General features: G+C 45.4%; 11 protein-coding genes. 6 read left to right on the forward strand and 5 right to left on the reverse strand.

Features of this window, described 5'->3' with window-relative positions; translation table 11 throughout:
• Positions 1–60 precede the first annotated feature (60 nt).
• The 4 genes from sucA (at position 61) to sucD (ending at position 6,326) form a co-directional block, all read left to right on the forward strand.
• Positions 61–2,871 carry a 2-oxoglutarate dehydrogenase E1 component gene (gene sucA, locus JKJ11_RS03895; RefSeq protein WP_252038762.1) on the forward strand — a complete coding sequence of 937 codons (2,811 nt, stop codon included), beginning with the start codon at positions 61–63 and terminating at the stop codon, positions 2,869–2,871.
• Between the two features lie 28 nt (positions 2,872–2,899).
• Positions 2,900–4,105, forward strand: coding sequence for a 2-oxoglutarate dehydrogenase complex dihydrolipoyllysine-residue succinyltransferase (odhB, locus tag JKJ11_RS03900; RefSeq protein WP_006074267.1), 1,206 nt, complete (start codon positions 2,900–2,902; stop codon positions 4,103–4,105).
• Positions 4,106–4,287: 182 nt separating this feature from the next.
• Positions 4,288–5,454: an ADP-forming succinate--CoA ligase subunit beta gene (gene sucC / locus JKJ11_RS03905; protein ID WP_038225388.1), complete on the forward strand. Its 1,167-nt coding sequence runs from the start codon at positions 4,288–4,290 to the stop codon at positions 5,452–5,454.
• Positions 5,454–6,326, forward strand: coding sequence for a succinate--CoA ligase subunit alpha (gene sucD / locus JKJ11_RS03910; RefSeq protein WP_006074269.1), 873 nt, complete (start codon positions 5,454–5,456; stop codon positions 6,324–6,326). Before sucC ends, sucD begins: the two co-directional genes overlap by 1 nt.
• A gap of 78 nt (positions 6,327–6,404) precedes the next feature.
• Here sucD and znuB read toward each other — a convergent pair whose 3' ends face one another.
• Both znuB and znuC read right to left on the reverse strand, forming a co-directional pair.
• Positions 6,405–7,190: a zinc ABC transporter permease subunit ZnuB gene (znuB, locus tag JKJ11_RS03915; RefSeq protein WP_252038763.1), complete on the reverse strand. Its 786-nt coding sequence runs from the start codon at positions 7,188–7,190 to the stop codon at positions 6,405–6,407.
• Entirely contained in the window at positions 7,187–7,969 is a 783-nt protein-coding gene (znuC, locus tag JKJ11_RS03920) for a zinc ABC transporter ATP-binding protein ZnuC (RefSeq protein WP_006074271.1), read from the reverse strand. Before znuC ends, znuB begins: the two co-directional genes overlap by 4 nt.
• Positions 7,970–8,050: 81 nt before the next feature.
• Here znuC and znuA point away from each other — a divergent pair, with 81 nt between their 5' ends.
• Positions 8,051–8,938, forward strand: a complete 888-nt coding sequence (gene znuA, locus JKJ11_RS03925; RefSeq protein ID WP_006074272.1) for a zinc ABC transporter substrate-binding protein ZnuA — start codon at positions 8,051–8,053, stop codon at positions 8,936–8,938.
• A 300-nt stretch (positions 8,939–9,238) separates the two neighbouring features.
• Positions 9,239–12,589: an AraC family transcriptional regulator gene (locus tag JKJ11_RS03930; protein ID WP_239913895.1), complete on the forward strand. Its 3,351-nt coding sequence runs from the start codon at positions 9,239–9,241 to the stop codon at positions 12,587–12,589.
• On the opposite strand, the gene JKJ11_RS03935 is transcribed toward JKJ11_RS03930, so the two are convergent.
• From JKJ11_RS03935 to JKJ11_RS03945, 3 genes are read right to left on the reverse strand one after another with little or no spacing between them, the layout of a single operon-like run.
• Positions 12,586–13,527 carry a 5-oxoprolinase subunit C family protein gene (locus JKJ11_RS03935; protein ID WP_252038764.1) on the reverse strand — a complete coding sequence of 314 codons (942 nt, stop codon included), beginning with the start codon at positions 13,525–13,527 and terminating at the stop codon, positions 12,586–12,588. The two genes, JKJ11_RS03930 and JKJ11_RS03935, sit on opposite strands and share 4 nt — an antisense overlap.
• Positions 13,512–14,210 carry a 5-oxoprolinase subunit PxpB gene (gene pxpB / locus JKJ11_RS03940; protein WP_252038765.1) on the reverse strand — a complete coding sequence of 233 codons (699 nt, stop codon included), beginning with the start codon at positions 14,208–14,210 and terminating at the stop codon, positions 13,512–13,514. Before pxpB ends, JKJ11_RS03935 begins: the two co-directional genes overlap by 16 nt.
• Positions 14,207–14,947, reverse strand: a complete 741-nt coding sequence (locus tag JKJ11_RS03945; RefSeq protein ID WP_252038766.1) for a 5-oxoprolinase subunit PxpA — start codon at positions 14,945–14,947, stop codon at positions 14,207–14,209. Before JKJ11_RS03945 ends, pxpB begins: the two co-directional genes overlap by 4 nt.
• Positions 14,948–15,151: the final 204 nt, after the last annotated feature.

Genomic DNA, 15,151 nt, shown 5'->3' on the forward strand with positions numbered 1-15,151 from the left:
TTCTAATAGCTCGGCGTAGACCGAAGCATACGTGAAAACTACTACTGGTTAAGGGAAAATATGCACAATGGTGTGATGAAGGCATGGCTCGAGTCTTCACACTTGGCAGGCGCCAATGCAACGTACGTAGAAGACCTCTACGAACTGTATCTAAGTGATCCCGATCAGGTAAGTGAGGAGTGGAGACGTGTTTTTGAAGGGTTGCCTGTGCAACCTGACGATGTGGTTGAACAACCGCATTCACGTGTCCGTGATTACTTCCGACGACTCGCTCAAGAAACAAAGCATTCAAGTGTTCAAGTAAGTGACCCCGAGGTCGATGCTAAACAAGTAAAAGTACTGCAGCTAATCAACGCTTACCGCTTCCGCGGTCACCAAGCTGCTAACCTAGATCCGCTGGGTTTATGGAAACGTCCGATTGTTGAAGAGCTGGAACCTGCTTTCCACTCTCTTACTGAAGACGATTTAGATGAGACATTTAATGTTGGCTCTTTTGCTATTGGGCAAGAAAGCATGACATTACGTGATCTTCATAAGGCGCTGCAAAAAACCTATTGTGGCTCCGTTGGTGCAGAATACATGCACATGACCAACACCGCACAAAAACGTTGGATCCAGCAGCGTTTAGAATCAGTAGTCGGTCAACCCTCCTTTGATATTGAACATAAACACACTTTCCTTGAAGAACTGACAGCTGCGGAAGGGCTTGAGCGCTATTTAGGTGCCAAATTCCCAGGTGCAAAGCGTTTCTCTCTAGAAGGTGGCGACGCCCTTATTCCAATGACTAAAGAACTTATCCGCCATGCTGGTAGCAAGGGGATGCGTGAAGTTGTGATTGGTATGGCGCACCGTGGTCGTTTGAACATGCTGGTCAACGTCTTGGGTAAGAAACCACAAGATTTGTTTGATGAGTTTGCGGGTAAGCATGACGAAACATGGGGTACTGGTGATGTTAAGTACCACCAAGGTTTCTCTGCTGACTTTGCAACGCCTGGTGGAGATGTGCATTTAGCTCTAGCATTTAACCCATCTCACCTTGAGATCGTTAACCCAGTAGTTATTGGTTCTGTGCGTGCTCGTCAAGATCGCTTAGGCGACAAAGATGGTCGTTCGGTACTGCCGATTACCATCCACGGTGACTCTGCAATCGCAGGTCAAGGTGTAGTTGCTGAAACGTTCAACATGTCTCAAGCACGAGGCTTCCGAGTTGGTGGTACGGTTCGCATTGTTGTGAATAACCAAGTCGGCTTTACTACTTCAAACCCACATGACATGCGTTCTACGATGTACTGTACTGACATCTCTAAGATGGTACAGGCACCGATATTCCATGTTAATGCTGATGATCCTGAAGCCGTTGCATTTGTTACTCAAATCGCATTGGACTTCAGAAATGAATTTGCTAAAGATGTGGTCATTGACTTAGTTTGCTATCGTCGCCACGGCCATAACGAAGCAGATGAACCAAATGCTACTCAACCATTGATGTACCAAAAAATCAAGAAACACCCAACTCCACGTAAGTTGTATGCCGATGTGCTAATCGAGCGTGAAGAGAGTGATATTGAAACTGCGACTCAAATGATCAATGAATATCGTGATGCATTGGATAGAGGCGAAGTGGTATGTAAAGAATGGCGTCCAATGGCTCTGCATTCAGTAGACTGGTCTCCATATATGGACCGAGAGTGGGACGAAAAATGGGCAAGTGAAGTGAAGACAGAGCGTCTTGTTGAGCTTGGCCAACGTCTTGGACAGTATCCAGATAGCCATAAACTGCAAAGCCGAGTCAATAAGCTCTACAACGATCGCGCTGCTATGATGAGCGGTGAGAAAATGATCGATTGGGGTATGGCTGAAACACTGGCGTACGCCACTCTTCTGGATGATGGAAAACGTATTCGTATTTCTGGTCAAGATTCAGGTCGAGGAACCTTCTTCCACAGACATTCGGTTCTGCATAATCAAGATGATGCAAGTACCTATATTCCTCTGGCTAACCTGCACGACAAACAGGGACCTTTCCAAGTCTTTGACTCCGTACTGTCTGAAGAAGCGGTACTGGCATTTGAATACGGTTATGCTACGGCGGAACCAAGCGGCCTAACTATTTGGGAGGCGCAGTTTGGTGATTTCGCTAACGGTGCACAAGTTGTCATCGATCAGTTCATATCTTCTGGTGAACAAAAGTGGGGGCGTTTGTGTGGCCTGACTATGCTATTGCCACACGGTTATGAAGGCCAAGGCCCAGAACACTCTTCGGCAAGACTGGAGCGCTACTTACAGCTTTGTGCTGAACAAAACATGCAAGTGGTAATCCCATCTACGCCAGCCCAGGTGTATCACATGATTCGTCGTCAAGTGGTTCGCCCGATGCGTAGACCGCTTATCGTTATGTCGCCAAAATCGCTACTAAGACATCCACTGTGTACTTCAACTATTGAAGAGCTTGCACAAGGTACGTTTGAACCTGCGATCGGGGAAATTGACGATATTGCTCCAGAGAACGTGAAACGTATCGTTTTCTGTTCAGGTAAAGTTTACTTTGACTTACTTGAGCAGCGTCGTAACAACGACCAAGATGACGTTGCTATCGTTCGTATTGAGCAGTTGTATCCATTCCCAATGGATGACGTTAGAGCGAAGATTGCTGCTTATACCAATGCGAAAGATTTTGTGTGGTGTCAAGAAGAGCCTCAAAACCAAGGCGCTTGGTATTCGAGCCAACATAACTTCCGTGCGGCAATCCCTGTAGGAGCAGAACTGAGCTATGCTGGCCGACCAGCATCAGCGTCTCCGGCAGTAGGTTATATGTCAGTACACTTAAAACAACAGAAAGCGTTAATTTCAGACGCGTTGACTCTAGATTAAGAACTAGAAGTAAAAGGAAGACACAGATATGACAATTGAAATTCTGGTTCCAGACTTACCTGAATCAGTTGCAGACGCGACAGTCGCAACTTGGCATAAAAAACCAGGCGAAGCGGTAGCGCGTGATGAAGTTATCGTTGATATCGAAACCGATAAAGTAGTTCTAGAAGTACCGGCTCCTGATGCGGGTGTTCTAGAGGAAATTATTGAAGAAGAAGGTGCAACGGTACTTTCTAAACAACTAATCGCTAAGCTTAAGCCAGGTGCTGTCGCAGGTGAACCAACTAGCGACACGACTGACTCTACAGAAGCTTCTCCAGATAAGCGCCATAAAGCCTCATTAACAGAAGAGTCCAATGATGCATTGAGCCCAGCGGTTCGCCGCTTATTGGCCGAGAATGATTTGACGGCAAATGATGTGACAGGCACTGGTGTTGGTGGTCGTATCACACGTGAAGATATTGAAGCGCACCTAGCGGCGGCCAAAGCAGCACCTAAAGCGGAAGCTGAAGTAGCTGTGGCTCCTGTGCTTGCTCGTAGCCAGAAGCGTGTTCCGATGACGCGCCTACGTAAGCGTGTTGCTGAGCGTTTGCTGGAAGCGAAGAACAGTACTGCGATGTTGACAACATTTAACGAAGTGAACATGAAACCTATCATGGACCTTCGTAAGCAGTACAAAGACCAATTCGAAGAGCGTCATGGTACACGTTTAGGTTTCATGTCTTTCTATGTGAAAGCAGTAACGGAAGCATTGAAGCGTTACCCTGAAGTAAACGCGTCGATTGATGGCGATGATATTGTGTATCACAACTACTTCGACATCAGCATGGCCGTCTCCACTCCTCGTGGCTTGGTTACGCCGGTACTTAAAGATTGCGACACTTTAGGTTTTGCTGACATCGAGAAAGGTATCAAAGAGCTAGCGATTAAAGGTCGTGACGGTAAGCTAACTGTTGAAGAGTTGACAGGTGGTAACTTTACTATCACAAACGGCGGTGTCTTTGGTTCTCTTATGTCTACGCCAATCATCAACCCTCCTCAGGCTGCTATTTTGGGTATGCACAAAATCCAAGATCGCCCAATGGCGGTGGACGGCAAAGTAGAAATTTTGCCGATGATGTACCTAGCTCTGTCTTATGATCACCGTTTAATCGATGGTCGTGAATCCGTAGGCTTCTTGGTAACCATCAAGGAACTACTGGAAGATCCAGCACGCTTGCTACTTGATGTGTAATTAAGCGTTGTTTTCATTTTGGACGTATGGACGTCTAAAATGAAAGGAGCTAGACTTGCTCACGTCTAGCTCCTTAGTAAGCCCTTAAGGCGACTCTAACGAGTACTCCTACAGACGTATAACCGATACCGGTTTTATGGAAATAAAAAATCCCTCAGGGATATAACAAATGGAATCGCACAATGAATTTGCATGAATATCAAGCCAAACAGCTGTTTGCAGAATTCGGATTGCCTGTACCAGAAGGCTACGCATGTGACACCCCACAAGAAGCGTTCGAAGCCGCTGGTCGTATCAGTACTGAAAAGAAAGTAGTCAAATGTCAGGTTCACGCTGGTGGCCGCGGTAAAGCGGGCGGCGTTGAACTTCACGATACCAAAGACGGTGTTAAAGAGTTTGCTCAAAAGTGGCTAGGCAAAAACCTAGTGACTTACCAAACAGACGCCAATGGTCAGCCAGTTACAAAAATCCTAGTAGAAGAAGCATCAAATATTGCTAACGAGCTGTACCTTGGTGCAGTCGTTGATCGCGCTTCTCGTCGTATCGTTTTCATGGCATCAACAGAAGGTGGTGTGGAAATTGAGAAGGTAGCAGAAGAGACACCTGAGCTGATTCACAAAGCAGCGATTGATCCATTGGTTGGCCCTCAAGCTTACCAAGGCCGCGAGCTTGCATTTAAACTGGGCCTTGAAGGCGACCAAATCAAACAATTTGTGAAGATCTTTATGGGTCTTGGCAACATGTTTGCACAGTACGATCTTGCTCTGCTGGAAATCAACCCTCTTGTTATTACTGGCGAAGGCAATCTACTGTGCCTAGACGGTAAGATCAATATTGATTCAAACGCGCTTTACCGCCAACCTAAGCTTCGTGAAATGCACGATCCTTCACAAGAAGACGAGCGCGAAGCACATGCCGCACAATGGGAGCTAAACTACGTTGCTCTTGATGGAAGCATCGGTTGTATGGTTAACGGTGCAGGGCTAGCGATGGGTACTATGGACATCGTAAACCTTCATGGCGGTCAACCTGCAAACTTCCTAGATGTTGGTGGCGGCGCGACAAAAGAGCGTGTTACAGAAGCATTCAAAATCATCCTATCTGACAGCAATGTAAAAGCTGTATTGGTAAATATCTTCGGCGGTATTGTACGTTGTGATCTAATTGCAGACGGTATCATCGGTGCGGTTGAAGAAGTAGGTGTTGAAGTCCCTGTAGTTGTTCGACTTGAAGGTAACAATGCGCCTCTAGGTTCGAAGAAACTGGCAGAAAGTGGTCTTAATATCATTGCTGCAAACTCGCTAACAGAAGCAGCGGAAAAAGTAGTTGCTGCAGCGGAGGGCAAATAATGTCTGTACTAATTAATAAAGATACAAAAGTTATCTGCCAAGGTTTCACTGGTGGTCAAGGTACGTTCCACTCAGAGCAAGCGATTGAATACGGCACACAGATGGTTGGTGGTGTATCTCCTGGTAAAGGTGGTCAAACTCACTTAGGTCTACCTGTATTTAACACTGTGCGTGAAGCTGTTGAAGAAACGGGTGCAACGGCATCTGTGATCTACGTTCCTGCACCATTCTGTAAAGACGCGATCCTTGAAGCTATCGATGCAGGTATTAAGCTTATCGTGACTATTACAGAAGGCATTCCGACACTTGACCTTCTTGATGTAAAAGTACGTCTCGATGAAGCTGGTGTGGTAATGATTGGTCCAAACTGCCCAGGTGTTATCACTCCTGATGAGTGCAAAATTGGTATTATGCCTGGTCACATCCACAAGAAAGGCAAAGTGGGTATCGTTTCTCGTTCAGGAACACTGACGTATGAAGCGGTAAAACAGACGACTGATGAAGGCTTTGGTCAGTCTACTTGTGTCGGTATCGGTGGTGACCCAATCCCTGGTTCTAACTTTATCGACATTCTTAAGCTGTTCGAACAAGACCCTGAGACTGAAGCGATCGTAATGATTGGTGAAATCGGTGGTACGGCAGAAGAAGAAGCGGCGGCATTTATCAAAGATAACGTCACTAAGCCAGTTGTGTCTTACATTGCTGGTGTTACAGCGCCTCCAGGTAAGCGTATGGGCCACGCTGGAGCGATTATCTCTGGTGGTAAAGGTACCGCTGAAGACAAGTTTGCAGCATTAGAAGCAGCAGGCGTTAAAACAGTTAAGAGCCTAGCCGATATCGGCAAAGGTCTGCGTGAAATTACTGGTTGGTAATTCAACGCATAACAAAAGCCCCTGTCTTGAAAAAGGCAGGGGCTTTTTTGTGTAAGGGCTTTATTTTGTAATGGAGGTTTAGGCTTTAGACGGTGCCAACTGAGCCAGTAAGAAAAAGCTCGCCGCACTGATGACTACCGATGGGCCTGCCGGTGTGTCATAAAACCAAGATAAACTCAGGCCACAGAATACTGAGATGATGCCAATAAACGAGGCGGTGATGGCCATCTGTTCTGGTGTCACGGTAAATTTTCGTGCTGTCGCGGCGGGAATAATTAACAGCGACGTCATGATTAACGCGCCAACAAATTTCATACCTATGGCGATAACTAACCCTACCATTAACATAATGATAAGACGCATTAAGTCGACATTGACACCTTCTACTGCGGCCAGATCCTCGTTGACTGTGGTAGAGAGCAGTGGTCGCCAAAAAACAAACAGCAAGGCGCCTATGACCGCCACACCAGCATAGATATACATTAAATCAGTTGGTGATACTGCGAGCAAATCACCAAACAAATAACTCATTAAGTCTACTCGAATGTTATCCAAGAAGCTGACGGCAACCAAACCTAACGATAATGCACTGTGCGCGAGAATACCGAGCAGTGTGTCAGTGGCGACCAGTCGTTGTTTTTGCAAGGTTACTAAGATGATAGCTAATGCCATGCAACAGACCGTCAGAGCTAAATAGAGATTGATATCCAGTAGGAAACCCAATGCGAGCCCCATAAGTGAAGCATGGGCCAGTGTATCGCCAAAATAGGCCATGCGACGCCATACTACAAATGAACCAAGAGGCCCAGCAATTAAAGCAATACCTATACCTGCGACAATAGAAGGTAGTAAGAACTCAATCATGATGTATGTCCGTGGTTGTGGTGAGCACATTGTGAAGCGTTACCCTTTACAGGCTCACCGGATAAATCATGATGATGGTGGGTGTGCTGATGTTGATAAAAAGCCAGTGTCTCTTTAGTCGCACTACCAAACAGAGCGATATACGATGGGTGTTGCGTAATGGTTTGCGGGCTGCCTTGGCAGCAAATATGGTGATGCAAACAGATAACGTCGTCGGACTTTGCCATAACGAGATGCAAGTCATGAGAGACCATAAAAACCGCGCAGCCAAAACGGTGACGCAATGTATCTATGAGTTCATACAGGTCAATCTGACCTTGAACATCGACGCCTTGCGCTGGCTCATCTAAAACGAGCAAGTCAGGTCTTTGTAATAGAGCGCGAGCTAGTAAGACACGTTGATTCTCACCGCCGGACAATTGATGCATATTGCTTTTCATTAAGTGCTCTGCACCAACAAGTTTGAGTGCATCTTGTCTTTCTTGTGCGCTGTATTTTCCGGCAAGTGCAAGAAAGCGTTCCACGTTAAGTGGAAGGGTGTCATTTAATTTAAGTTTCTGAGGGACGTAACCAATTCTAAGCTTTTTGGCACGGGTTATGTTTCCCTGAAAGCGAGTTTGCAAGCCAAGTAACACTTTGACTAGTGTGGACTTACCGGCACCGTTTGGGCCAATAAGCGTTAAAATTTGGCCTTTATTTATCGTGAGGTTTATGTCGTCCAAAACCTTACGTTTACTGAACTCAACGGTTACACCGCTCAGCTTTATCAGTTCAGTCATGAATAGAACTCATTTGCAATTGCTTATTGTTATAATGTAACATTTCGAATCATCACACGCTAGTAGACAATTAGAGGGCACATGTACCGTTACATTCCGATCTTGGCACTTACTACACTGCTTCCATTTAAATCGCAAGCATTTGAAGTACTTAATAGTATAAAACCGTTCGAGATGATTTCCCATGAACTGATTCTGGATGACCAAACGGCTTCTTCGTTGTTAAGCGCAAGCGCCTCACCTCATGATTATGCCCTAAAGCCCTCTGATGTGAAAAAATTACAAAGTAGTGAACTGGTCATTTGGTTTGGTAGCGACCTAGAGAGTTTTCTTGAGAAGTCTCTTGAGGGGAAAAATAACGTGCTGGAAATTCAAACTGTTCCTGGCTTAGCGTTGAGAGAATATGGCGATGAAGATGGTCATGATCACGGTCATGAAGGACACAACCACGGTAGCTACGACCCTCACGTATGGTTAGGGCCTGCACAGTCGCGACAGGTCGCAAAAGCCATTACTGCGAAATTGATAGAGCTCGATCCTAAAAACGAAGCGGGTTATTTGGCAAAGCTCAAAGCATTTGAGGCTAACTTAGATGCAACGGAACAGAAGATACAGCAGCAGCTCAAACCAATTCAGTCGGAAGGGTATTATGTTTTCCACGATGCTTATGGCTATTTCGAAAGTTACTTCGACTTGAACAATCTAGGTCACTTTACGGTGAGCCCAGAACGCAAGCCTGGAGCAAAAACACTGATCTCGATTAAAACCACGCTTCGCGAGCAAAATGTGAAGTGCGTTTTTGCTGAACCACAATATACACCTGCCGTGATTCAATCAGTTACTAGGGGCACCAGTACTTCCATCGGAACTCTAGACCCACTGGGGACCGATATTAAAGTAGCAGATGGGAGCTATTTCACTTTTCTTGAGTCAATCTCGACCAATATCGTTGATTGCATGACTCAATAATTGATCTGTGCCAGATTAATCCTACTTGATACTTGAGGTGTTGGTCGTTTTCTGAATTTTCCTGATGACGACCATCACCTTTAGCGTGATCCAACAATCATTTATATGAGTGAAGTCACACAATTACTTTCCCTGACTAAGTAAATCTATTAAATTATCGATAATTATCGACGCAAATTAACTAGGTTTATTTTGACCCATTGCTTTCATTACTCGTCTACGAATGTCTTACCGCTACCTTATAAAAGCGGTGGAAGCAGGGGCTTTTCATCTTACTTGTTTTGCTTTATAGCAAAACTATTGAGCTTAGCTGCGCTGGCGGTTTATTCCATCACTACGTTTGCCGTCGAATTACCGCCAATATTCTACCCACTCACTCTGCAAACCGAAGGAAAGTTTCTTGCTGCGAAACAGCTTTTCCCTGGAGAAGAGGGCGGGTTATGGTCTATTGATGTGCATGATAAAGTTCGATTTTTCGATGGTTCTCGTTTTGTTGAGCTCAGTGGTGCGTCTTTCAATAGTCGTACCGTTACATTTGCAGATGGCCGGTTTTGGTATGCCAGAGGTAATCAGCTATTGACTCGTTACCCACTGGGTAAAGAGCAAGTTGCCTATCAAGTAGAAATCACTGGTAGCATAAAACGTATTGGTCATAGTGGACCGCGAGTTTGGTTTGCCGATCAAAAACACCTTTACGTTCAGGATATAAATTCACAGAACTTCTCTCAAATCGACCTAGCTATCTTTGAACGGTTCTACAGCGGTTCAAATATTGATATACGTGCCGTTTTGAAAGTTGATGGGACTTGGTTTTTAGGGACAAATGTAGGTGTGTTTAAGTGGCAAGACCAAGCCTTGAGTCAACTCAAGACTAGCCATAGAGGCATGGTTACCGAATTATTCTATTCGTCCTCAACACGCCAGCTTTTGATAGGGTATAGCACAGGCGTAGAGCAGTTTTCCTTGGTAAACCAAGAGTCACATTACTATTTACTGAATCGCGCCCATGTACTGACACTCCAAGAATCTACTCAATACTTCTGGGTTGGAACGGAGCATGGTTTGTTCCTAATTGATAAAGCAACCTATCGCGCCGAACGTGTAGAACACAACATTAATGACAAGTTCAGCTTATCTGGTGAAAAGATATATTCGCTAGTATCAGACAAAATGGATGGGATGTGGATCGCCACCGATAATGGCATGCGTTATTTCTCGGAATATGGTGATCTATTTCGTCGTTTTACGGTGTCGCTAGAGGATGAGCTACAGCGCGTAGAGGCGAAATTGGAAGTCGTAGCAAACCCATTGGGAGGCTACTGGGTTATTACGCCATCTGCGCTCTATTCTATAGATCGTAAGGGAATTTCAACACTGGTATTTTGGGGACGTGTTTCATCTCTGACCCAACAAGACAAACAATTATGGTTAGCGACTGATAGAGGACTGTTGCAACTCGATCTCGCCAAATATCGTGTCACGGCTATTCGACAAGATATTGATAGCATCCCAACACACGTTGATCACTTGGCGATAGGGTCAGGTAATAGCCTGTGGTTGAGTGATGGACTAAGGTTGATGAGCGTAAACACAGTGACTAAAAAAGTCACAGACTTTGGTGATGAGTGGGTGGTGAGCAAGCACTTACCTGCAAAGATCACTGAAATCGAAGTTGTTAATCCAGAACTCACCGCTGTTGGGACAGACCACGGACTGTATCTGATTGAAAATGGCAAAAGTCACTTTATTAAGCAGAGTGAGCCCTTTGGCAGCGTTATCGAAATATCCTCCTCTGATGAGCAGATTTGGGTGGCGAGTGGCTATGGAGCCTTTTCGTTATCACTACCTAGTCGAGCCTTTAGGACCCTTCCTCTATTTCACGACAACATTCGTCCAGTATGTATTACGCAAGCGGATGAGCGTGTTTGGCTCGTGACATCAGCGGGGATTTCTGCCTATTCCACCTCAGGAGATATCACGAAACATTTTAGTGCGCCTTATGGGCTAATCAATAATGAGTTTATCAATGGCAGTTGTAGTTACAGTCAAAAAAGTGATGAAGTGATAGTAGGTTCACGCTACGGTATTGTCGAGTTCAGTTCGAAAGCACTACTTGATGCACAGCTGCCTTTGCCGGAAGTACTAGTGTCGAAGGTATCGATCAATAACCAACCCATTCACCTTGGTGGTGTAGCAGGATTAACACCTAAAGTGGAGTTTGGTGATTCAATTGCTTTGCAGTTAGGTTTATGGCCTTTTGCGCAAGGGAATAACTTGGTCTATCGAATCGGTGATTCTAATTGGCAGCAATTGCAGGGACAGCAGTTAAACATTGATAAGCCAAAGCCGGGCAAGCAGCATATCGAAATTGCAATATCAGGCGAGCAAGATAGTCCGAGGACCAAAGTGTTCGAGTTCTATGTACTCACACCTTGGTATATGACCGGGTGGTTTTATACCCTTCTTGGTATAAGTTTTGTTTGTGCAACGGCGATGTTTATCTACTGGCGTTCACGTCGAATACAAGCAATGAATACCGTGCTAAAAACACAAGTCGCGTTGAAGACGGAACAATTGCAACATCAAAGTCGAGTTCTGGTGGGGAATAATCAACAACTTAGAAAGGCATTTAATATACGTCACCAAGTGCTTCGAGAACTCACTGAGCAGGCGATCAGTCACTCTAAACAGTTTAAGCTAGAAAATTCCAGTTTCTCTCACAAAAGCAGTGAAGCGAGTGAAAGTCTAAAAAGTGTGCGTGCTGTGTTTGAGGATAGCAATCAAAAGCCAATGTTATGCTCGGTGACGCGGATCCTAAAGTTCACGCTGGCGGCGTGGCAGAAAGAGTTAGACAGCTATGGCATCAATGTTGAGCTGGTTAATCACGCCAGTCGCGATATTGTGTTAGTAGATAGTTGTGACTTAGACATCATATTTAATTCGATACTTGCTAACGCAATGAGACGTTTGGTTCGTGGGCAAGTCATACGTATTACTCTGGATGATGACCAAGCGAAGCTGAGCGTTTGCTTTGAAGATAGTGGTTTACCACTCCCTAACTTTAGCGAAAGTAATGCAACTCAATTGGATACGATGGCCGTTAATCAGTTGGATTTCAGTCCAAGTAGTCTTCCTTTCCATATACATCACTCTGGTGGCGAGTTGAAACCTGTAGAGCGAAACGGTCGAAATCGAATTACCATGCGCTGGACTCTGTCAGGTGAGCAGTCAACTACGGGACCGGCAGAGGAGAAGGCTCGCTCTTTACTGAATCCAGAGACGGAAACCTCATCGGTTGAAGTAAAAACCGACAAGTATGAAAGTTGGAAACGCCAAGTGACTCAGTTGGTGTCAGTACACTTCAATGACCCTGATTTTAGTACCGCTACGGCGTCTAAATCTTTGTTTATCTCCGAGCGCAGTTTTCAGCGTCGTTTTAAATCACTTTTTGGTGCGACATTTACCGACTATCTAACGGATGTGAGAATGGAAAAAGCGTGTGAGATGTTGTTACAAGGAGAAAAAGTGGCTGACGTGGCGTTTGCTTGTGGTTTCAACGATCCGTCATATTTCTCGCAACGCTTCAAACTCTATTTCGGTTTGCCGCCCTCGAAGTTTGCTGCCATGGATATAGAAGAAACGAGCGATTAGAGTTCAAAGTACTGATAAAAGGCTCGTTGCTTATGACGTTCGACTTCAAGGTTAGTCAGGTGGAACTTAATGTGGTCGCCAGGTCTTAACTGTGCAAGCCTCGCCAAGTCTCTGAAAGCGACGGTGCCAAGTTTTTTGTAGCCACCTAACGTTTGTCTATCTTGCAGTAGTATAATTGGCATCCCGTCTGGCGGGAGTTGAACAGCTCCGCAAACGATACCTTCTGAGATCATCGAACCAACAGCAGGTAAAGCCGTACTGGTTGATCCGTTTTCGTTTTCGAGTCTGATACCCATGCGATTGCTATTGGCTGAAATTCGATATTGCGATGTCAGTATTTCATTGGTCACCTGCGATGATAATTGATGGTATTGAAAAGTGGGGATGAGCCTGAGTCGATAACTGGATGCATAACGTGGAATTGCCGAATTTGGCATCTTGATGGGGTTGGTATGAGCTTTATCCGTAATGGTCAATATATCTCCCATAGCGAGTGGTTTTCCTTCTCCTAGTCCTCCTATTTGGTTTCTTTCAACCGTTGCGACGCTATGCAGAAAAGAAGGAATTTGGAAATTTCCTTTGACCGAGAAATACGTTCTTAGTCCTTGTCTGGGCGTGGATAGGTGTAGTTCTTCGCCATCATGCAAGCGAAAGGCTTGCCACTGAGGCAAGGCAATACCGCGAGTAGCGTTAATTGCGCGACAATCAGCTCCGGTAAGAACAGCGTCGATATCGCCGACTGCACGCAGCTTTATCCGCCCAAGCAGTATTTCGATGCTGGCGTTGGTAGGCGGGTTACCTAACAGTTTTTGGCCCCAGCAATGGGCGTGTAGATCACTGACTCCACCCGGACTTAACCCAAATTGCCCGCAATGGTGGCGTCCAAGATCTTGAATAGTTGCATGATGTCCTTGATTGAGCACTACCAATTTGGGCATATCTTGCCTCCAAGACTTATGAACTCTTGCTTGTCTATTGCTTCGAATCGAACGTTATTTCCCACCTTCAACTTGCTGTCTTGTGGCTTCTGAGGGTTATAAAGTTCAATAGGACAATTACCGATGATTTGCCATCCGCCAGGCGTATCTTGAGGATAAACCGCCGTTTGATTATTAGCGATACCGATACTTCCTTTTGGAACAAAGTGTCGCGGTGTGACCAGTCTGGGAACTTGGATTGCTTCTGACACCTGAGCTAGAAAAGCAAACCCTGGAGCGAAGCCGATAGCGCAAACGGTATAAAGTGTCTGGCTGTGTATTTCAATAATACGCTCAATTGCAAGAGATAAGTCACGAGACATGCTGTCTAATTCTGGGCCTACCTCTGGGGCGTAGTAGGCTGGTAAAACCGTAATTGATGACGGTGTGGACAGACTGGTTTCGATTACCTTAATGTCTGTGATGAACTGTCGAAGCTGCTGCTCATCCACTCTCAAAGGATGATATTCCACCAATAAGCTGGTGTAGGAAGGGGTGAGGTTGAGTATACCTTCCCCAAACTGTTGCTCTATCCGGTCACAGAACTGACCAATAGCATTTGGTAAAGAGAGTTCAATTTCATCGCCAAAGTACACCATAAGTGCTGACTCAGATACCGCAATGATGCGTAAGTTGGTATTCATGATAAGACCTGAGCGTCAATAAGTGAGCGGATTGCTTTGGCGACTCGAATTGACGCCCCATTATCTCCATGCACACAGAGTGTCTCTGCATCTAACTTCAACGTCTTATTGTCAATGGTTTGTACAGAATGTTGTGAGACTAAGGATGAGGCTTGCCCAAGAATATCGGTTTCAGAGTGAAGCACGGCGCCTTCTAGATTTCGCGGCGCCAATAAACCAGAGGTTTGGTAGCGTCTATCAACAAACGCTTCGAATATTAATGATGCTCCACATTGACTCGCCATTTCTGAGTGGGTCATGGCACGATTTGTTGCCAGTAGCATAAGAGGTAAATTCAAAGAGGCTGACACCGTCAACATACATTTCAAAATATCATCGGACTGCATCATATCGTTATATAACGCGCCGTGTGGCTTAAAATAACTTACATGACTGCCTTGATATTCTGTCAGTGCTTTAAGAGCGCCAATCTGATAAATCACGGAGTGAATGAGGGCATTTCGTGTCATTGGTATCGAGCGCCGCCCAAATCCCTCTTTATCGGCATACCCAGGATGGGCACCAATTGTAACCTGATGTGTGACACAGAGTTCGATAGTCTTAATCATGTTGTCAGGATCAGAGGCATGAAAGCCACAGGCAATGTTAGCCATATCTAGCAGTGGGATTAAGGAGGCATCTTGTCCCATTTGCCAAGGGCCGAAACTTTCACCAACATCTCCGTTAAGTTTAAACATAGTGTCCAATTCCATTTGACCATCTATTACTGAGTATGGGGAATAGGTTAATTGTTTACAAATCAGAAAAGTAGACGTGAGAAGGAAGTTTGAGAGACGAGTAAGAAAAAAAATTCGCGGCATAGCCGGGGGACCATACCGCGGGTGCCAATGACACCTTCGCTTGCTGCCGGAGTGATGCGGTTACCCACATCACCTCTGGAA

It is taken from the genome of Vibrio sp. SCSIO 43133 (genome assembly GCF_023716845.1).
Taxonomy (GTDB): Bacteria; Pseudomonadota; Gammaproteobacteria; order Enterobacterales; family Vibrionaceae; genus Vibrio; species Vibrio mediterranei.